The organism is Methylobacterium planeticum, assembly GCF_008806345.1.
Taxonomy (GTDB): Bacteria; Pseudomonadota; Alphaproteobacteria; order Rhizobiales; family Beijerinckiaceae; genus Methylobacterium; species Methylobacterium planeticum.
Window position 1 is genome coordinate 1 of sequence record NZ_VZZJ01000041.1, and the last position, 18,210, is coordinate 18,210.

22 protein-coding genes and 1 pseudogene are annotated in these 18,210 nt (G+C 67.0%); all 23 read left to right on the forward strand.

Annotated features, from left to right (window positions below; all coding sequences use genetic code 11):
- A pseudogene (locus F6X51_RS28235) lies at nt 1–261 on the forward strand (hypothetical protein); the annotation flags it as partial.
- A gap of 139 nt (nt 262–400) precedes the next feature.
- Nucleotides 401–991 carry a hypothetical protein gene (locus F6X51_RS25585; protein WP_150966686.1) on the forward strand — a complete coding sequence of 197 codons (591 nt, stop codon included), beginning with the start codon at nt 401–403 and terminating at the stop codon, nt 989–991.
- Between the two features lie 76 nt (nt 992–1,067).
- Nucleotides 1,068–2,852, forward strand: coding sequence for a phage terminase large subunit family protein (locus tag F6X51_RS25590; RefSeq protein WP_191970273.1), 1,785 nt, complete (start codon nt 1,068–1,070; stop codon nt 2,850–2,852).
- Between the two features lie 10 nt (nt 2,853–2,862).
- Nucleotides 2,863–3,093, forward strand: a complete 231-nt coding sequence (gene gpW, locus F6X51_RS25595) for a gpW family head-tail joining protein (protein ID WP_150966688.1) — start codon at nt 2,863–2,865, stop codon at nt 3,091–3,093.
- 74 nt (nt 3,094–3,167) lie between these two features.
- The gene (locus F6X51_RS25600) at nt 3,168–4,733 is read left to right on the forward strand and encodes a phage portal protein (RefSeq protein ID WP_191970274.1); all 1,566 of its coding nucleotides are present in this window, start codon (nt 3,168–3,170) and stop codon (nt 4,731–4,733) included.
- 12 nt (nt 4,734–4,745) lie between these two features.
- Complete coding sequence (locus F6X51_RS25605; RefSeq protein ID WP_150966690.1) at nt 4,746–6,011, forward strand: S49 family peptidase; 1,266 nt, start codon at nt 4,746–4,748, stop codon at nt 6,009–6,011.
- A gap of 2 nt (nt 6,012–6,013) precedes the next feature.
- On the forward strand, nt 6,014–6,382 hold the full coding sequence (locus F6X51_RS25610) for a head decoration protein (RefSeq protein ID WP_150966691.1): 369 nt from the start codon (nt 6,014–6,016) through the stop codon (nt 6,380–6,382).
- A gap of 26 nt (nt 6,383–6,408) precedes the next feature.
- Nucleotides 6,409–7,419 carry a major capsid protein gene (locus F6X51_RS25615; protein WP_191970275.1) on the forward strand — a complete coding sequence of 337 codons (1,011 nt, stop codon included), beginning with the start codon at nt 6,409–6,411 and terminating at the stop codon, nt 7,417–7,419.
- A gap of 2 nt (nt 7,420–7,421) precedes the next feature.
- Entirely contained in the window at nt 7,422–7,685 is a 264-nt protein-coding gene (locus F6X51_RS25620) for a hypothetical protein (protein WP_150966693.1), read from the forward strand.
- Between the two features lie 5 nt (nt 7,686–7,690).
- Nucleotides 7,691–8,101, forward strand: a complete 411-nt coding sequence (locus F6X51_RS25625; RefSeq protein ID WP_150966694.1) for a hypothetical protein — start codon at nt 7,691–7,693, stop codon at nt 8,099–8,101.
- A 3-nt stretch (nt 8,102–8,104) separates the two neighbouring features.
- Nucleotides 8,105–8,899 (forward strand): hypothetical protein, encoded by a 795-nt coding sequence (locus F6X51_RS25630; RefSeq protein WP_150966695.1) that lies wholly within the window; start codon nt 8,105–8,107, stop codon nt 8,897–8,899.
- Nucleotides 8,896–9,546, forward strand: a complete 651-nt coding sequence (locus F6X51_RS25635) for a phage baseplate assembly protein V (RefSeq protein WP_150966696.1) — start codon at nt 8,896–8,898, stop codon at nt 9,544–9,546. Before F6X51_RS25630 ends, F6X51_RS25635 begins: the two co-directional genes overlap by 4 nt.
- Nucleotides 9,547–9,561: 15 nt before the next feature.
- Nucleotides 9,562–9,990, forward strand: a complete 429-nt coding sequence (locus F6X51_RS25640; protein ID WP_150966697.1) for a hypothetical protein — start codon at nt 9,562–9,564, stop codon at nt 9,988–9,990.
- A gap of 7 nt (nt 9,991–9,997) precedes the next feature.
- Nucleotides 9,998–10,408, forward strand: coding sequence for a GPW/gp25 family protein (locus F6X51_RS25645; RefSeq protein WP_150966698.1), 411 nt, complete (start codon nt 9,998–10,000; stop codon nt 10,406–10,408).
- Nucleotides 10,409–10,412: 4 nt separating this feature from the next.
- Nucleotides 10,413–11,378, forward strand: coding sequence for a baseplate assembly protein (locus F6X51_RS25650; RefSeq protein ID WP_150966699.1), 966 nt, complete (start codon nt 10,413–10,415; stop codon nt 11,376–11,378).
- Nucleotides 11,375–12,121, forward strand: coding sequence for a phage tail protein I (locus F6X51_RS25655; protein WP_150966700.1), 747 nt, complete (start codon nt 11,375–11,377; stop codon nt 12,119–12,121). The genes F6X51_RS25650 and F6X51_RS25655 overlap by 4 nt, the downstream gene beginning before the upstream one ends.
- Before the next feature lie 25 nt (nt 12,122–12,146).
- Entirely contained in the window at nt 12,147–12,968 is an 822-nt protein-coding gene (locus F6X51_RS28785) for a phage tail-collar fiber domain-containing protein (RefSeq protein WP_191970276.1), read from the forward strand.
- A 13-nt stretch (nt 12,969–12,981) separates the two neighbouring features.
- Nucleotides 12,982–13,314 (forward strand): hypothetical protein, encoded by a 333-nt coding sequence (locus F6X51_RS25665; protein ID WP_150966702.1) that lies wholly within the window; start codon nt 12,982–12,984, stop codon nt 13,312–13,314.
- Between the two features lie 6 nt (nt 13,315–13,320).
- Entirely contained in the window at nt 13,321–15,033 is a 1,713-nt protein-coding gene (locus tag F6X51_RS25670) for a hypothetical protein (protein ID WP_150966703.1), read from the forward strand.
- An 85-nt stretch (nt 15,034–15,118) separates the two neighbouring features.
- Nucleotides 15,119–15,565, forward strand: coding sequence for a hypothetical protein (locus tag F6X51_RS25675; protein ID WP_150966704.1), 447 nt, complete (start codon nt 15,119–15,121; stop codon nt 15,563–15,565).
- 4 nt (nt 15,566–15,569) lie between these two features.
- The gene (locus F6X51_RS25680) at nt 15,570–16,106 is read left to right on the forward strand and encodes a hypothetical protein (RefSeq protein ID WP_150966705.1); all 537 of its coding nucleotides are present in this window, start codon (nt 15,570–15,572) and stop codon (nt 16,104–16,106) included.
- Between the two features lie 80 nt (nt 16,107–16,186).
- A complete protein-coding gene (locus F6X51_RS25685; protein ID WP_150966706.1) occupies nt 16,187–17,470 on the forward strand; it encodes a phage tail sheath protein in 1,284 nt (427 codons plus the stop codon).
- Nucleotides 17,471–17,511: 41 nt separating this feature from the next.
- Entirely contained in the window at nt 17,512–18,039 is a 528-nt protein-coding gene (locus F6X51_RS25690) for a phage major tail tube protein (RefSeq protein ID WP_150966707.1), read from the forward strand.
- Nucleotides 18,040–18,210 lie beyond the last annotated feature (171 nt).

Genomic DNA, 18,210 nt, shown 5'->3' on the forward strand with positions numbered 1-18,210 from the left:
CAGCTCTTCGCCGGGACGTTCACGAAGGGCGGGCGCTTCCCGAACCGCAAAGGCCCGGTGATGGGCGGCCACGTCTTCAAGAACGTCTCGGCCGGCCACGCCTGGCGCGGCAAGGCGCAGCTTCAGAACTCGGGCGTCTACATCCCCGACGAGATGCTGCAGGGCGCGACGGCCGCAGCCTTCGACAAGGTCATGGGCGACGAGCTGGAGAAGCGCGTCAGCCATGAGATCGAGTTCCTGATGGGCATGCCGGGGCTGTAGACATCTCGAAGCGTGACATTTGAGCAACGAATGGAACCTGCGGGTCCTCCCTGGGCACCCCCACCCTCTGCGGGCAGAGTTGCTCCCGACTTTTGACCCTCTACAGCCTCGATTTTTGGGGTGAACAGCAGGATTTCCCATGGCTGAAGGCCTCAGCCTCAGCGAGTTGGCCCGGCAGCTGGGGCGCGCGAAGTCTGGCCTGCACAAGCTGGCCGCCAAGGGGCAGATCCCGAAGCGCGCCGACGGCACGTTCGACCTCGACGCGGTGCGCGCGGCGCTCGCCGCCAATACCGATCCGGCCCGCCAGCCGGGCGCGTTCACGCCCGTTCACGAGCCAGAGAACAGAGAACGCGACGCTCCGCCGGCCGCCATCGTCGCCCAGGCCTCTGCCGAGGCGCAGCTCGCCACCACGCGGATCCGCGAGATCCTCATGGCCGAGGGCGTCGAGACGGATGGCTCACTCACCTTCAACCATGCCCGCACGGCCGAGAAGATCGTTCAGACCTGGCAGCGTGACCAAGCACACGCCGAGGCTCAGGGCCGCCTGATCGATGCCGAGGTCGCCGGTCGGCGCTGGGACGACGAGATCGTGAAGCTCCGAGCGCGTTTGCTCGCCATTCCCGGCGACGTGGCGCTGGAGCTGAGCCACCTGACGAAGCACGACGTCTCGGTCATCGACCGGATCGTGCGGGACGTGATGACGGCGATTGCAGATGAAGCCGCTGCATGAGCGCAGGCAGGGCGCGAGCTTCCAGAAGCTTCGGCCGCCGCCCCGCCTCCCGCTGTCACAGTGGATCGAACGGCACATGCGCCTGCCCGAGGGGTTGGCCGCGAAGCCTGGGCCCGTCCGGCTCTGGCCGTTCCAGAAAGAGATCGCCGACGCGATCACCGACCCGATGCTTGAGCGCGTCACGGTGCGCAAATGCGTCCGCGTCGGCTACACGACCCTGCTCACGGGGGCGACGGCCAGCTACGTGGCGAACGAGCCGGCGCCGCTTCTGACGCTGCTGCCCACCGAAGACGATTGCCGCAACTACATCGTCTCCGACCTGGAGCCCATCTTCGACGCGACGCCCTCGGTCGCCGGCATCCTGTCCACTGCGGCCGATGAGACCGGCCGCAACACGATCCGCCACCGCCGCTTCCCCGGCGGCTCGCTCAAGATCGTCGCGGCTCGCTCGCCCAGGAACCTGCGCGCTCACACTGTCCGCATCCTCCTCATCGACGAGGAGGACGCGATGGAGGTCACGAACGAAGGTGATGCGCTCGATCTCGCGATCAAGCGCACGCTCTCGTTCCCGAACCGCAAGATCATCCGCGGCTCGACGCCGACGGACGCCGACACCTCCACGATCTGCCGCGAGTACGAGGCGAGCGACCGAAGGGTCTACGAGATCCGCTGCGTCGAATGCTCCGAGTTCGCCGAGCCGAAATGGTCGCAGATCGAGTGGGAGAAGGATCGGGACGCGCAGGGCACGGTGATCACTCACCGGCCGAAGACGGCGTCCTGGGCCTGTCCGAATTGCGGGGTCCTGATCCCGGAGCGCTACAAGGCGGAGATGGTCGCCAACGGTCGTTGGCGCGCCACGAAGCCCGAGGTCGAGGGGCATGCCGGGTTCGCCCTTTCAGCGCTGATCTCGCCGCACGTGAACGCATCTTGGTCCGCGCTCGCGGCCGAGTACATCGAGATCCACGACGATCCGGACCGCCTCCGAACCTTCCGCAATACGCTGCTCGGCGAGGCCTGGTCGGAGAGCGTCGACGTTACCACGCCCGACGCGCTCGCCACGCGGGCTGAGGCCTTCGGCCTAAACGTGCAGACGCCAGATGGCGAGGCGCTCGACCTCCCCGAGGCGGTCCTGCTGCTGACCTGCGGTGTCGACGTTCAACCGGATCGGCTCGAAGCGGTGGTCTACGGCTGGGACCGAGGCGGCAACGCCTACGCGCTCGGCCACTTCGTGATCTGGGGCAACACCCTCGAGGGGCACGTCTGGCGCGAGCTCGACGAGCTGCTGCTCCAGCGCTGGAAGCACCCGCTTGGGGCCAAGGTCGGGATCGAGGCGACCTGCGTGGATTCGAGCGACGGCGGCACAGTCGAGGCGGTCTACGCCTTCTGCTGGCCGCGCCTCTCGCGCGGGGTCATGGCGATCAAGGGCATGTGGGGCCGCCGGCCGGTGGTCGAGCAATCGAAGGGTAAAATCTCCGGCGGCGCGGCCAGTGGAAAAGGACGGCTCTGGATCGTCGGCGTCGACGAAATCAAGCAGATCCTGCTCACGAAGCTCGCGCGCTACCCGGACCAGATCAGGTTCTCGGCGAGCCTGCCGATGTCGTGGTTCGCTCAGCTCTGCTCAGAGCGGCGTGTCGTCCGGCGCGTGGCCGGCCGGCCGGTGAGGAAGTTCGAGCGGATCCGGAACGAGGCGGCCGAGGCGCTCGACGCCACTGTCTACGCTTTCGCGGCCCGCTACACGATGCGCACGGTCAATTTCGATGCACGCGTTGCCCGCCTGTCAGGCGAGGCTGAGGCTGGCCCCGCAAAGCCAGTGCGGAGTGCGGGGCCTCGCGTCACCCTAGCCCACGACCCCTACCTTTGAGGTGAGAGCCATGGCCGATCTCGCGACCCTGAGCCTCCGCCTCTCTCAGGCTGAGGATGCCCTGCACAAGGTGGCGACCGGTCACGCGGTCGAGTTGATTACCGAGGACGGTAGCACTGTGCGCTACGCCAAGGTCAATCAGGACAAGCTGGAGATCTACATCGCCACTCTCCGCGATCAAATCGCCGGGCTGGTCGGCGTTCGAGTTCCGCGTCGCGCGCCGATCCATCTGAGCTTCTGATGGCGGCGAACATCCCCTGGATTCACCGGGAACGGCCGGGCATCAGCGGTGGCGTCTCCGTCCGTCGGACGGCGATGTCGTCGGTGTCCGAGGTCGAGACCGCGCACCATGCTGCTTCGCTCGCCGCGCGCGACATGGCGTCTTGGAGCAACTATCGCATCTCGCCGGATGCAGCGCTCCTGCCCGAGCTCGACACGATCAACGCCAGGGTCGATGATCTCTCCCGCAACAACGGTATCGCTGCTGGCGCCGAGCGCACCTTCGTCGACAACGTCATCGGGCCACGTATCCGGTGCAAGCCGAACCCGGATCGCATCGCCCTCGGCAAGTCGCCGGAGTGGGTCGCGGAGTGGTCCCAGATCGTCGAGAGCAAGTTCGGATCGTTCTTCGACACCGACTGGTTCGATGCAGGCCTCCGCTACAACGGTCACGTCTCTACCCGCCTCCTCGCCCGCACCTTCGCGGCCAACGGCGAGGGACTGGCACTGCCGCTCTACACCAAGCGGAACAACTCGCGCTGGAACACCTGCGTCCAGCTCATCGATCCAGCGCGATTGTCCAATCCATATGGCCAGGCTGACACGCAGACTCTGCGGGGTGGGATCGAGATCGATCCGGTCACGACGGCTGCGGTCGCCTACCACATCCGCAAGTCCCACCCGGGCGATGCGTTCAGCATGCGGTCGGCCTTCTCGGCAGGATCCTGGGAGCGCATCCCAGCCTATCAAGCCTTCGGCCGCCGCCGTGTGCTCCACGTCTACGAGAGCGAGCGCGTCGGTCAGACCAGGGGCAAGTCGATCGTCGCGGCGGTCGCGCGCCAGTTCAAGATGCTGGATAAATACGGTCTGGAGCAGGTCCGCCTCGCCGTCCTGAACTCTCTTGTGTTCGGGGCGCTCGAGACCCCGCTCGATCAGGCCTCCATCGTTGAGATGATGGGCGGTGAGGCCGGCGGCATCGACAATCCCAGCGCCGCCTTTTCTAACTATCAGGACGCGATCAACGAGTGGCGCGTGCAGATGCGGGGCGGGGCGATCATCCCGATGCCGCCCGGCACGTCGCTGAAGGCCTTCTCGCCGAACAACCAAAATGCCGCGAGCTTTGACCAGTTCTTCACCACCGTGCTGAAGCAGGTCGGTGCCGGCCTCAACCTCGGCTACGAGCTGACCAGCAAGGACTTCTCGAAGTCCAACTACTCGTCGGCCCGGGCCGCCTTGCTGGAGGCTTGGCGCTACTTCCTCTCGGTCCGGCAGTTCTTGACCGACCATTGGCTGATGCCGCTGTTCGACCTCTGGTTCGAGGAAGCTGTCCAGCGTGGCGAGATCCCGGACTGCACCCCCAACGACTACTACCCAAACCAGCTGGCCTGGACACGCTGCAATTTCACCTTCGCCGGCCGCGGTTGGGTGGATCCGCTCAAGGAAGCCCTCGCGGCCAAGGCCCGCATGGATGCCGGCATCTCTACGATGGCGGACGAGTGCGCCGAGCAGGGGCGAGACTGGCGCGAGCAGCTCGAGCAGATGGCCCGCGAGAACACGATGGCCGAGGAGCTCGGCCTCCCCCTGCCGCACATGGCCAATCCCCGTATCGCGGCGGCCGAGATCGCCGCCGACACCAGGCTCGCGGTGGCGGGCAGCGACTGACAGCGAGGACGTATGTCGAACCCGTTGCTGGCGCGCTTCGCGTCCCGGCCCTCTCTTGTCGCGCCCGAGATGCGCGAATGGTTCGAGGGCTGCCTTACAGCCACCGCGTCGCATCCGCGTGCGGCCGAGATGCTGGAGGCCAACGCCTATGCGGAAGATGGCTTTTGGCCGGCACCCGACGACTGGCGCGCCGCCTATCGCCCCTACGTGGTGCGCGACGGCGTGCTGCAGATTCCCGTCAAAGGTGTCCTGCTGCACGACTTCTCGTTCGCGCTGGGCGGCTGGGCCACGGGCTACGTCTACATTCAGCGCGCCTTCGATCGCGGGCTGGCCGATCCGACCGTGCGCGGCATCGCTCTGATCTGCGACAGCCCCGGCGGGCACGTGGCCGGCAACTTCGATCTCGTCGACCGCATGTTCGCGGCGCGAGGCACCAAGCCGATCCGCGCCTTCGCGCACGAGGCTGCCTACTCGGCAGCCTACTCCATTGCGTCTGCAGCCGACCAGATCGTGGTCTCGCGCACCGGCGGGGTCGGCTCGATCGGTGTCGTCGCGGCCCACTACGACGTGTCCGGCGCGATGGAACAGGCCGGGGTGAAGGTCACCTTCATCTACGCCGGCCGGCACAAGGTCGACGGTAACGCCTTCGAGGCGCTGCCCGATGACGTGAAGGCCCGGTTTCAGGCTCGTATCGACGAGCTCTACGCGACCTTCGTCACCACGGTTGCCCGCAATCGCGGGCTGAAAGAGCAGGCGGTCCGGCAAACTGAGGCGCTCTGCTTCACCGCGACCGAGGCCGTGTCGAACAAGCTGGCTGACAGCACCGGCACGCTGGACGACGCCGTCGCCGCATTTGCGGACGACTGCTGCCCATCCCAGGAAGAGGACAACACCATGATGACACCGGAGGCCCACGAGGCTGCCGTCGCCGCCGCGCGCGTCGACGGTGAGAAGGCTGGTCGACAGGCCGGCGAGACGGAGGGCGCCACCAGCGCTCGCAGCCGCATCAAGACGATCCTGGCGTCCGACGAGGCCAAGGGCCGCGAGGCTCAGGCCAGTCACATCGCGCTGGAGACGGACATGCCCGCCGAGGCGGCCGTCCAGTTGCTCAGCACCTTCCCGAAGGCCGAGGCCGCGAAGCCCGCTAATCGCTTCGACGCGGCCATGGCTGCCGCCGGCAACCCGCAGGTCGGGTTGGAGGCGAGTGGCAACCAGGATGACGGCGTTGCCTTCGCCGACTCGTACTTCGCCGCCAAGCGCCAGAAGAGGAGCGCCTGAATATGCTCGCGAGCTTTACCCAGGAGGCGACCTTCACGCCTGACGACGGCCTCGTGCTCAGCCCGACCGTCTCCCGCCAGATCACGCTCGTGTCCGGCCAGAACCTCAAGCGCGGTTCCGTGCTCGGCAAGATCACCGCGAGCGGCAAGTACTCGCTCGCCGCTACCGGCGCCCCGACCGGTGCCGAGGTGCCTGCCGTGATCCTCGCCGAGGACTGCAACGCCAGCGCCGGCGACAAGGTCACCGTGGCCTACTTCGGCGGCACCTTCGACGAGAACGCCTGCACCTACGGGACCGGCGTCACGCCCGCCACGGCTCGCGAGCCGTTGCGCGACGCCAGCATCCTCCTCCAGTCCAGCATCACGAGGTAGCACCGATGGACCTTTACTCGCCCGCGGTGCTCGGCCGCGTCGTCGACGACCTGCGCGACGCGCCGGAAATCGGCACTTTCCTGGTCAATACCTTCTTTCCCGAGGTGTCGATCTCGCGTGAGGAGGCCGTCTATTTCGACGTGCTGACCGGCAAGGCTCGACTTGCGCCCTTCGTCTCGCCACTCGTCGAGGGGCAGATCGTGGAGTCGCTCGGCTACAAGACCAACAGCTTCACCCCGGCCTACATCAAGGACAAGCGCGTCCTCGAGGACGGTAAGGCGATCCGCCGCCGGCCCGGCATGCCGATCTCGGCCGGCCTCGACCCGATGGCCATCCGCATGATGACCATCGAAACCGAGAGCGAGGACCAGATCCGCATGGTCCGCCGCCGCATGGAGTGGATGGCGGCTTCGGCGCTGCGCACCGGCACCATCACGGTGGCCGGTGAGAAGTACCCGACGACCGTCGTGAACTTCGGCCGCGATCCTTCGCTGACCGTGACGCTCACCGGTGCCGATCTGTGGGGCTCTGGCACGGACACGCCCCTGGAGGATCTGGAGGAGTGGTCAGGCCTCGTCCGCAACGCGTCGGGCGCTTCGCCGGTCGACGTGGTGATGGCGCAGAACGTCTTCACGGTGTTCCGCAGGAATGCGGATGTGAAGGCGCTTCTGGAGTCTGACCGCGGTTCGCCGCTGACGACGCTCGATCTCGGTCCGAATGCCTACCGGTACGGCGCCACCTACATCGGCAACGTCGGTGCGTTCCGGATCTGGGTCTACGCCGACTCCTATGTGGCCGACGACGGGTCGACACAGAAGTACGTGCCCGACGACTACCTCCTGCTGATCTCCGATCGGCTCGAAGGCGTCCAGCACTTCGGCGGCATCAAGGACGAGCAGGCCGGCTTTCAGGTCGCGGACTACTACCAGAAGTCCTGGACCCAGCCCGACCCGGCCGTGCGCTTCCTGATGCTGCAGTCGGCGCCGCTTGTCGTGCCCTACCGCGTCAACGCCTGCCTCTCAGCGAAGGTGAAGTGACCATGAAGATGATCGCAATCCAGACCGTGAAGGCCGGCGGCAAGTACGTCGCGCCGAACGGGGAATTCGAGGTGGCGGACGCGAAGGAGGCCAAGGCCCTCATCGCATCCGGCGCCGCCCGTGAGAAGGGCAAGGCCGACGAGGACGAGCCCGTGCTCGTTCCCGTCGCGCCCAACACCGCGCCCAAGGGTCCGGCCTCCGGCGCCACTTCGGCGCCTGACCCGCAGGCGGTGGCGGACGCCGCGAAGGGCCGGCAGGCGCGCTGAACGCCATGCGCGGCTTCGATGCTCTCTGGGCCGAGGCCGTCTCGGATATTGAGGCGGTACTCGGCGAGCGCATCCGCATCCTGCCCCAGGTCGTCACCGGCGGCTGGCGCGGACAGGCGGGAGCCGACCCAAGCCGGGCGCCCGTCGTGATCGTCGGGCGCTACAAAACACAGTCCGAGATCACGGAGCTCGAAGGCAACCGCGAAGGCTCGAAATTCCAGAGCATGACGCGGATGTCAGCGGCGACCCAGATCATCCGGCTTTCGGCCGCCCAGATCGCCATCTTGGGCTATGCGCCGAAGGCAGGCGACAAGGCGGTGCTGATCGACCGGCCCGACCAGCCGACCTTCACGATCAGCAGCACGGGCGGGCAGGAGAGCGGCGAGATGAAGCTCGAACTGGTCGCCGGAGGCTGACGCGTGAGCATCATCGCCTACGCCATCCGGACCTGCCTCGGCGCGGCCCTCGTCGACAAGACCCTGGCGCAGGGCCGGGTCTACGACTCGGCGGTCCAGCCGATAGAGGAGATGGTCAACAAGCAGGGCGCCAAGCCCTTCATCGTGATCTCCACCGATGACGAGAAGCTCGAGGTGAAGGGCTGGGCCACCCTCGACGCGCCGCGCAGCATCAACATCGTCATCGAGATCGCGGTCGGCGGCATCGTCCAGGTCGATATTCCGCCGGAAGAAGGTGGCGGCCAGGCGCTGCGCCTCGACATTCCGCACACCGACGAGGGGCTGGAGACGGCCCTCAACATGATCGGCCGGCAGATCTGGCGCGAGATCCAGGTCGGCGGCCCCTGGTCGGACCTCCTGCGCGAGATCGCCTTCTGGCCGAAGGAGATCAGCATCACCCGCGGCGCCAACGCCGAGCAGGGCATCCGCTACGCCGCGCGCCAGTACGTCATCCAGGCTGACACCATCGCCGAGCCCGACTTCGGCGCCGAGCCGGAGGGCTCGATCGCCCGGCTGCTCGCCTTGATGGCGGCCGACCCGCGGCTCTCGAAAGACGTGCCGCTGCTCGAAGGCATGATCGTGGGCGAGCCGCTACCCGAGTGGCGCCGCCGACAGGCCGACCTCGGCCTCTCCGCCGCCTCGTACCGGGCGCTGGGCCTGGGCCCGCTGTTCGCGCCCGAAGGCGAGCCGCTGGCGCAGCGCATGACCATCGTGCGGCCGGACCGCACTACCATCCTGGAAGCCGAGCCGACGCCGTGAGCGACTTCGACGACCTCCTGCGGGAGGTGATCCGGCTGGGACAGCGCCTCGCCGAGGTCGAACACAAGAACGCCAATATGCTGCGCGTCGGCACGGTCGAGCAGGTCGACGGCAAGAAGGGCTACCAGGTCAAGTTCGCCGAGGAGGATGGCAAGGCCGTTCCGAGCCCGTGGTTCCCGCACCCAGAGGAGGGTGGGACAGCCAAGAGCTGGAAGCCGATGCCCAAGGGGCAGATCGTCTTCGCCATCTGCCCGGACGGCGACCCGCGCCAGGGCTTCCTGGTCCCCAAGGGCGGCTTCTCCGACCAGAACAAGGCGCCTTCCGAGAACCTCGAGGAGCACGTCGAGACCTACGGCGACAAGTTCAAGAAGGTCACGAACAAGGACGGTGTCACCTATTCTTGGGGTGACAAGACTTCCTACAAGTTCGGCAAGGACGGGATCGTTCACACGGTCGATGGCGTCAGCCACACGATCACGAAGGACGGCATCATTCAGAAGACGAGCGGCGCGTCGATCGAGCTCGCGAGCGCCGGCACTACCTTCAAGGCCGGTGGGCTCAAGCACGATGACCGGAACATCGGCAAGAACCACGTCCACGGCGGCGTGATGCCTGGTGCCGGCAAGACCGGCGACCCCGACGCCTGATCGCGGAGATCCACAATGACGAAGACCGCATACCGCATCGGCGAGGGCGCCAACCTCGCCGTGTTCCCGCACGGCACGAAGGCCGGCGACGTCGTCCGCCTGACCGAGGCGCAGGCCATGTACGAGCATGACATGGGGCGGATCACGTTTGCGTCGGAAGACGGCGGCATCTCCAGCACCATAGACGATGCCAACGAGCAGATCGTCATCGCGGGCGAGACCCGCGATCATCCCGTCGGCGACATGACTGGCAAGCCGCTGGACCTGACCGATGAGGAGCGCGCTGCGCTGCCGGCGCTCGACCCGAATGCATCCGACGAGCCGGAGAACCGGACGCTCGGCCAGATGAAGACCGATCCCGGCGACGGCATCGAGAAGACGCCAGTCGCCGCCGACACGCTCACGGTCGATGAGACTGCCGCTAAGCCGCGCAAGGCCCGTTGACGCTGTCATGGCCTCGGCGGGCATCCATCGCGTCACCGGGCGGCTGCTCTCGGACTGGGAGCATGTCCTGCAGTCGGTCGACGTGATCTTCGAGACCGAGATCGGTGAGCGCGTAATGCTGCGTCACTTCGGCGGCGGCATGCGCCGGCTGCTCGGCCGCAAGCTGACGCCCGATATTTTGGCGCTGGCCGCGGCCGTGTTCGCGCTCTCGATCACAATCTGGGAGCCACGCTTGCGCGTCGTGAAGGTTTCGGTCGCACCGTCCGTGGAGGAGATCCGGCTCGGCGCCGTCTCCTTCGTCATGGAGGTCGCCTACCGTCCGCGTGGGCACCTCGGCGATCTGACCGAAGAGCCAGCCCTGATCGGCGTCGGCGTGAATGGCGCGGGATCGCTGACCACCATGGCGCTCGCGGCGTAATTCAATGACCCGTTTCGTCGCTCCGAACCTCGCTGGCCTCGCGCCGCCGCCCGCGATCGATCCAAGCACCTACCAGCAGGTGCTCGACGCTCGCCTTGCAGATCTCGCCACCCGCCTGACAGCGGCCGGCCTCAGCGATGTCGCTGGCGTGGTCCTCACCCTGGAGACCGAGCCGCTTCGGATCGGCCAGGAGACGGACAGCTACTTCGAGTTGCTGATCCGTCAGCGCATCAACGAAGCGGTGCGTGCCAACCTGATCGCCACAGCGACGGCCGGCGACCTCGATCACCTTGCCGCCACCTTCTACGGCGTGGCGCGCCTACTCGTCACCCCCTCCGATCCCAGCACCGGCGCCGCGGCCGGCTACGAGAACGACGACACCTTCCGGGCTCGCGCGCTGCTCTCCCTGGAGGCGCGTTCTACCGCCGGCCCCGAGGGCGCCTACGTCTACCAGGCGCTGGAGACCGACCGAGCCGCCGTACTCGACGCGGCTTGCTATGGCGAGGAGGACGCAGCGCTTTACGCCGACGGCTCGGCAGTGCTCGCGCCTGAGGTTTTGATCGTGCTGCTTGCTAGAGACGGTGACGGCACCCCCTCCGATGCGCTTCTCGCGACCGTGGCGGCGCAACTCAACAAGGAAGAGGTGAGACCGATCGGCGACAAGGTCACGATCGAGTCGGCCGCGATCACACCTTACGCCGTCGAGATGGTGATCCGGCACGCGCCCGGGGCCGATCCGGAGCCGTTGCGGGCGGAGGCGCGTACGCGTGTCGAGGCCTACGTTGCAGCCCGTCGCCGCATCGGACGCGTCGTCCAGCGTCTCGGTATCGGTGCCGCGGCCAAGATCACCGACGTGGAGGAGATCGAGCTCGCCGAGCCGGTTGCGGATATCGACCCTGGCTCGAAGGGTGCTGGCTTCTGCACCTCGATCGTGATCACGGCCGAAGTCACCGAGGACAGCTGGCGATGAGCGCCTCCGGGCTGTTCGCTGGCCGGGACCTCCTGCCCAGCGGCAGCACCACGCTCGAGCAGGTGCTGGCCGATGAGAAATGGATCCGGGCTTCGGCTCTAGATCCCGACATTATCCGCACCATCGTCAATCCGGCCACCTGTCCATCGCCGCTCCTGCCCTGGCTGGCGTGGTCGTTCTCGGTTGACGTCTGGGACGAGGCTTGGTCCGAGGCCACGAAGCGCCGGGTGATCGCGGCCTCGCCCGAGGTGCACCGGCGCAAGGGCACGCGGCTTGCCGTGCGCCTGGCGCTCGATGCTCTCGGCGCACAGACCACGATCCGGGAATGGTGGGAGAGCACCCCGCCCGCGCGGCGCGGCACCTTGCGGGTGCGCGTGCACGCCGACGGCTCCGGACCGATCCTCGACCTCAAGCTGCTCGCTCAGCTTCGTGAAGCCGTGAAGCGCTCGAAACCCAAGAGCCGGGTCTTCGAGTTGGAAGTCGCGCTCCAGAGCGAGGCGCCGCTGCTGATGGCGGCGACCACGCGCTCGATCACCCGCACGACGCTGCTGCCGATCGTGCCGCCGCCGCCCGTGGCGGTCGCGCCGCTCCTCGCCGCCGTCAGCTACGGCGCTGGCGTGCGCCGCCTCGTCATCCGCCCGAGCACACCCGGCGACACGCCGGCGCTGGCGGGCTTGGGCGTCGCGGCCGTCATCGGCCGAGCGGCACGCAAGACCGTCCTCTACCCCTACCCCTACACCTGAGGACTGGCCGATGCCCGATTACGGCATGAAACTCACCACGATCGGCGCGGCCAAACTCGCCGTAGCGCTCGCCGGCGGCGCGCCGATCGCCCTGGCGAGCCTCGCGGTCGGCGACTCAAACGGCACGCCCTACGCCCCGACCGGCGCCGAGACGGCGCTCGTGCACGAGGTCTGCCGGGTTCCGCTCGAGACCCTGGAGCAGGACCCGCTGAACCCGCCCTGGGCCCGCGCGGTCGGTGTGATCCCGGCGGCGACTGCGGGCTTCTTCATCCGCGAGATCGCGATCATCGACGCCGCCGGCGCCCTGTTCGCGATCGGGCGCTATCCCGACACCTACAAGCCGCTCGTCGCCGAGGGCGCCTCGTTCGATGCGCCGATCACCGCGATCATGCAGGTGGGCTCGGTCTCGGCGCTCACCATCGTGCTCGACCCTTCTGCGGTCTATGCCACGCGGGATTTTGTGCTCTCTGCGGCCGACTTTTTCGCGGTCAAGAGCGCGACCACGACGGCTCCTCCGGCGTCGCCGACCGTCGGCGACAAGTACCTCGTCCCGGCCGGCGCAAGTGGCGTCTGGGCGGGGCGCGCCGGCACGGTCGCGATCTACCGCAACGTCTCGGACGGCTGGCTGCACATCAACGCGGCGATCGCCGCCGGCGCCCGGGCGGCGGACACCGCCGTGGCCTACCGCCGTGATGCCACGGGCTGGCGCACTGCGGCCGCCTCCCTCACCGAGCACCTGGCCGGCACGGACGCCACGCTCGGCACGACGCCCGCAGGCGTGGCCGCCATGATCGCCGCTGGCATCAAGGCCAACGTCACCCCCGATTATTTCAACGCGATGATCTGAGGCGCGCCGATCCATGGCTGATCTGTCCGAGCTGATCCCGACTTACTTGTCGGCGAACACGCAAACCGATGTCACCGGCAACGGTGCCAATGGTATGCCCGCGGCCTCCGCCGGCACCTACACGCTCAACCTCTGCAACGACAGCGATGCCGAGGTGGTGATCTCCGCGATCTACCTGACCAAGGGCGAGGCGCCGACCCAGGCGCACAAGATCCATCCTTCGCACTCGGTTGAGGGGCGCGGCTACTCCCTTATCCAGCCGATCAAGATCGGCGCGGGCTGGAAGCTGTTTGTCACCGCGAGCGGCCCGATCTCGGCGCAGCTCATCGGTCGTAAGGAGGGCTGATCCGCCATGCGTCGCTATTCCTCGAAGCTCGCCCTCCTCGCCACGACTTCGGCGCAGGCCGTCGCCAACGCCTCCGCCGGCCTGCCGAGCGCCGTCGCCTCGATCACGGCCGGCGAGGCCATCGCAAAGGGCGACCTCATCGTTCAGGGCGGCGACGCCCTCGCCTACTGGGCGGCCGACCCGGCTGCGCCTGGGGCGTCGTTGCGCCCGCTCGCCCTTGCCTCTGACGCGATGATGTCTCTGCAAATGGCCACGATCTCCCCCTTCGCGGGGCAGGCGCCTGCGTTCGCGGCTTCCTGTGTGCTGACGAATGGCAACGTCGCGGTGTTTAGCCTCGCGACCTCTGGCGCTAATAGTGGCTTTATCATCGGGTCGATTTACACCCCGCAGGGTGTTCTTGTCGCTGGGTCGCTTAAGCTGGCGCTCGGTGATGCGACGAGCAATATCGACTTTAAGGTCTACGCGGTGGCGCTCACCGGGGGCGGGTTTGCGCTCGGTCTCACGTCGCGCACGAACAACTTCCCGAGCGTTACGACGTATGATGCGAGCGGCGCTCTCGTCGGGTCTCAAGTGTTCCTTGAGACTAACACGTTCCGCGCCTATGCAATGCAGCTAACGGCTCTGCAAAACGGCGGCTATGCTGTCGCTTGGTACACGACGACCGGCTTTCAAGTTAAGCTTGCTTTCTTTAATGCGTCGGGCGTTCAACAGGGCAGCACAATCATTGTCGGCACAGCGCCGAACCAGCCCAATAACTACTATGCCGAGCTGCTCCGCCTTGTCACGCTCACAAGCGGAAACGTTGCTGTTGTGTGGCAGTCGGGCGGCGTGTCTGGCAATATGTTCGTTCGCCTAGCGATCTACTCTCAGGTGGGTGGGGTCGCGGTCCCCGATTTCGCAACGGGTCTGGTCAAGGGCGGCGTCACGGTCTCCGACGTGCTCAACCTGCAGGCCATTGCTCTGACGGACGGCGGCCTTGGTATTCGTCTGGCGCAAAATGGCGGGCATTACTTCGCCAAATATTCGGGCCTCGGTATCTTGGTCGGAACGCAGTACACCCTTGATACCAATCCGAACACGGTCGTGGGCGTTCTTGTTGCGCTTCCTGGCGGCTTAACCTTCTGGGCTGCATCTACCACCACTGGCACGCCTCCGGCCGGCTATACGCGCTGGGGAGTCGTGGGCGCGGACGGCAACGCGCTCGTCGCGGCTACTGCCCCAACCGTGAACGGCGCTACTACGTCCGGTAACGGCTACGTCTACGCGACAATGCTTCAGAACGGCGACCTCTTGCTCGTTGTCGAGGGCGCGGCCTCCACGGCTTACGGCGTCCGCTTTGGCCTTGTCTCGGGCGTCTACGCGCAGAAAGACAGCGGCACCTTGTTCCCCGTCTCCGTGGCAACCCTGATTAGCGCTACGCTTGCCACGCCGCTCGCTACGCTTGCGGACGCGGCGTCGCTGGCGGGGAATGCCTTCATCGTCTACGCCGTCGGCTCGCTCGCGATCGTCAATGCCCTCGTGCAGAAGCGCTCACTAATCGGCGTGGCGCAGGCTGCTGCGGTGAAGGGGGCGCAGGTTGCCGTGCAGATCCTCGGCGGCATCGCGACTCGCCTTAACTTCGTGAAGCCCCTGCAGGTCGATCAGAGCGCGGCGGCGCTTCCAGGGCAGAAAATGAGCGTGACAGGCAACATGGCCGTGCTCAAGGGCATCCAGCCCTAAGCCCGCCCTCCCCGATCAAGGCTGATGCCTGAAACCCGGCGCCACGAGGCGCCGGAGCTGTGCTCGTGCGCGAAAGGCAAATTCCATGGCTCTCAAATACTACCTTGTCCAAGGCGAAACCAAAGTCGAGGCTGGCGCAACCCTGCCGGTTTACGACGAAACCTATCGGGCGTGGCAGACCGATCTCGGCTTGATATCGGCCGGAAGCATTTTCGACTTCGCGGTCGAGAGCGATGGCGAGCCCGACCCGGCGCCGCGCCGCACCGTAATGACGCCGATCCGCTTTAAGGCACAGTGGACCGTCGAGGAGCGCCTCGCGATCGCCGACGCCCGGGCTTACACGGGCGACAATGCCATCCAGGTCGAGAACAAGCGCGTCCTCGACATCCTGTTCGGCGACCTCGACGATCCGCGCCTGACCGAGGTCGACGTGGCCGATCCGGCCGTGATCGGCGGCATCGACTTCTGCGCGCATCTTGGCATCCTCACGGCCGAGCGCGCGGCGACGATCAAGCTCGGGCTCCCGGCCTGAGGCCATGAGCGCGCCTCTGGTCACTCTAGCGCTTCGCGAGGCGACCAACGCCGACTGGACCTCCAGCTTCGTCCTGCCGGCTATCGGCACGACACCCTGGACGACTGTTCCGCCTTGGAGCAGCGCCACGCAGTACGGAGCCTCTTCGGCTGTCGTCTACGGGGGCGATCTCTATGTAGCGGCGGTCGCAGCTCCGACGCTGGGCAGTTTCCTGCCCGCGCAATGGACGAAGATCGGTATCGCCGCGAACTTCGCCGATCTCAGCTATGACCTCGCAGGCGCCGAGATCCGCATGCGGCTGGCGGACGTTGATGGCGCCGGCGCGCCCTTGCCCGAGAAGGTGCGCGTCAAGTTCTCTTCGACCGCAGGAACGCTGAACGTCAACGTCGCCTCTCGTCGGATCTCGCTCGTCGTCCCTGCCGCGAAGATCCGCGGCATACCGGCCGCCACCTACGCGATCGATGCCCTCGCTGAGAAGGCTGGCGCGATCACGCGTATCGCCGCCGGCTCGCTCGTCGTCGATCAGGGCGTCACCCGCTAGGCGACGAACCCCACCACCTCTTCATTCCCCGGTCCGCCTCTCGGCGCGCCGCCCTTTATCTCGCCTGAGAGGACACACCTATGGCCACCGCCCCCGTTTTCGGCACCATCGACCAGCGGTTCTCGGACGAGCCGCTCGCGCTGGGACCGGTCAATTTCTCCAAGATCGCCGTCGTCTCGACCTCGACCGGCGCGGATGCCACGCTGTTCCCGGCTGGCGTTTCGAGCGACCCGACCTCCTACAAGGCGGTTCGGTTCTCGTCGGGCGACACCGCCTTCACATCGAAGCTCGGCACGGGGTACCTCGCCGACGCCGTCGCCGCTGTGAACGCACAAATCGCGGCCGGCTCGCAGGCCGCGGACATCACGGTGATCCGCTGTGCCGAGAGTGTCTTGACGGATGCAGCTGCGAAGCTCGCGGCGACCCAGGCGAACATCATCGCCGGTCTGCAGGCGCTGAAGGCGGCGCCTGCTAAGATCAACGCCACCCCGCGCCTCGTCGGCGTTCCTGGCTACACTGCGCAGCGCGTTGGCAGCACTGCCAATCCGGTCATCGCGGCCCTGCCTGAGGTGCTCGCGGCCCTGCTCGCCATCGCGGTCGTGGACGTCGACGACTCCAGCAGCGCCAATGCCATCGACTCGCGCGAGGACATCGGCTCCGAGCGCATTATGCCCGTCGGCGTGGCAGCGCGCGTGTTCGACACCGACGGCATCGCGGTGATCACCCGCCCGATGGCGCCCCGCATCCTCGGTCTCATCACTGCGAACGATTTCCGCAACGGGGGTAAGCCGTTCGAGCCCTTCGCCAACCGGCAGATCTACGGCCTCGTCGGCACCTCGCGCGACATCCCTTTCGATCTGCGCGACGGCTCGGTCGATGGTCAGCAGATGCTCGCAGCCGAGGTCTCGATCGTCGTGCGCGGTGAGACCGACATCGATGGCGCCATCGCGGATGGCGGCTTCGTCTTCATCGGCACCGACAACTGCGCCACCGACGGCGACGTCTGGCAGCAGATCCATCAGGTGCGCGGCGCTGACTGCATCGACGTCGAGCACATGCGCCTGACCCGCCAGTTCCTGGGCCGCAAGGTCAGTGCCTCGAACGCCGAGGCCTGGATCAACTCGCTCAAGTTCAACCTGCGCGACCACAAGGCCGCCAGCGACATCCTCGGCTACAAGACCGAGTTCAAGCCGGATCAGAACTCGGCCGAGCAGGTGCGCCTGGGCCGTCTCACCGTGGATCTCGGCATCGAGGAGGCCCCGGTCTTCCGCGTCGCCAAGCGCAACGTGCGCCGCTACCGGCAGGCCGTGGTCGACCTCGTTGCCGACATCGCGGCCCGGATCAACGCCTCCGCCATCCTCTGACCGGCCATCGGTCTCCCATCCCCGCTTGAAGGAGCGCCGCAATGGCCATCCAGTACCCCTACATCATGGAAGCGATCGACGTGCGCCGGGCCGACCAGCCGGAGTCGTCGCGCCAGAAGATCATCCAGAGCATGGCGATGCCGGCACTCACACGGCGCACCTCCGAGCACATGGCCGGCGGCTCGGTGATGAGCCTTAATCTCAGCTTCCCGCAGATCGAGGCGCTCGAGCCGAAGTTCTCGACGGCGGGCTTCGACCTCGACACGCTGCGGCACTTCGGGCTCGCGGCCGGCACCTTCGACAAGTGGGTCTTCGCCGGCTCGGTGCGCGTGCGCCGCGGCGGCGTGGTGCCGGCCCGCGCCATCATCGAGGGCGTGGTCAGCACCTGGGAGCCGGACGAGAACTCGCCCGGCGAGCTGATGAAGTGCAACCACACCATCGTTGAGGTCTCGCACTACGAGCTCGTCATCGATGGCGAGGAAATCTTCTACGTCGATGACGACGAGAACGTGGCGCGCTCGGGCGGCCAGGACTGGTTCGCGCCGACGCGGCGGGCGCTGGGGATCTGACCAGCGGTGGTCTGCGGTCAGGGCTGTTTCAGCACGTAGATCAGCCCTGCAGAGGCCGCGACCAAGCCGATGGCGCAGACAATGAAGACGATGGAGACCTCAAGCATTTCGACCCTTCGGCGCCGCGGTGCCCAGACTGGGGACCATCAACGCGGAAGGGTCGCGTAAGGT

Excerpts from the sequence above, each read along its gene's own strand:
- F6X51_RS25585 (WP_150966686.1), top strand. The coding sequence starts at position 401 with ATGGCTGAAGGCCTCAGCCTCAGCGAGTTGGCCCGGCAGCTGGGGCGC.
- F6X51_RS25590 (WP_191970273.1), top strand. The coding sequence starts at position 1,068 with ATGCGCCTGCCCGAGGGGTTGGCCGCGAAGCCTGGGCCCGTCCGGCTC.
- gpW (WP_150966688.1), top strand. The coding sequence starts at position 2,863 with ATGGCCGATCTCGCGACCCTGAGCCTCCGCCTCTCTCAGGCTGAGGAT.
- F6X51_RS25600 (WP_191970274.1), top strand. The coding sequence starts at position 3,168 with ATGTCGTCGGTGTCCGAGGTCGAGACCGCGCACCATGCTGCTTCGCTC.
- F6X51_RS25605 (WP_150966690.1), top strand. The coding sequence starts at position 4,746 with ATGTCGAACCCGTTGCTGGCGCGCTTCGCGTCCCGGCCCTCTCTTGTC.
- F6X51_RS25610 (WP_150966691.1), top strand. The coding sequence starts at position 6,014 with ATGCTCGCGAGCTTTACCCAGGAGGCGACCTTCACGCCTGACGACGGC.
- F6X51_RS25620 (WP_150966693.1), top strand. The coding sequence starts at position 7,422 with ATGAAGATGATCGCAATCCAGACCGTGAAGGCCGGCGGCAAGTACGTC.
- F6X51_RS25625 (WP_150966694.1), top strand. The coding sequence starts at position 7,691 with ATGCGCGGCTTCGATGCTCTCTGGGCCGAGGCCGTCTCGGATATTGAG.
- F6X51_RS25640 (WP_150966697.1), top strand. The coding sequence starts at position 9,562 with ATGACGAAGACCGCATACCGCATCGGCGAGGGCGCCAACCTCGCCGTG.
- F6X51_RS25645 (WP_150966698.1), top strand. The coding sequence starts at position 9,998 with ATGGCCTCGGCGGGCATCCATCGCGTCACCGGGCGGCTGCTCTCGGAC.
- F6X51_RS25650 (WP_150966699.1), top strand. The coding sequence starts at position 10,413 with ATGACCCGTTTCGTCGCTCCGAACCTCGCTGGCCTCGCGCCGCCGCCC.
- F6X51_RS25655 (WP_150966700.1), top strand. The coding sequence starts at position 11,375 with ATGAGCGCCTCCGGGCTGTTCGCTGGCCGGGACCTCCTGCCCAGCGGC.
- F6X51_RS28785 (WP_191970276.1), top strand. The coding sequence starts at position 12,147 with ATGAAACTCACCACGATCGGCGCGGCCAAACTCGCCGTAGCGCTCGCC.
- F6X51_RS25665 (WP_150966702.1), top strand. The coding sequence starts at position 12,982 with ATGGCTGATCTGTCCGAGCTGATCCCGACTTACTTGTCGGCGAACACG.
- F6X51_RS25670 (WP_150966703.1), top strand. The coding sequence starts at position 13,321 with ATGCGTCGCTATTCCTCGAAGCTCGCCCTCCTCGCCACGACTTCGGCG.
- F6X51_RS25675 (WP_150966704.1), top strand. The coding sequence starts at position 15,119 with ATGGCTCTCAAATACTACCTTGTCCAAGGCGAAACCAAAGTCGAGGCT.
- F6X51_RS25680 (WP_150966705.1), top strand. The coding sequence starts at position 15,570 with ATGAGCGCGCCTCTGGTCACTCTAGCGCTTCGCGAGGCGACCAACGCC.
- F6X51_RS25685 (WP_150966706.1), top strand. The coding sequence starts at position 16,187 with ATGGCCACCGCCCCCGTTTTCGGCACCATCGACCAGCGGTTCTCGGAC.
- F6X51_RS25690 (WP_150966707.1), top strand. The coding sequence starts at position 17,512 with ATGGCCATCCAGTACCCCTACATCATGGAAGCGATCGACGTGCGCCGG.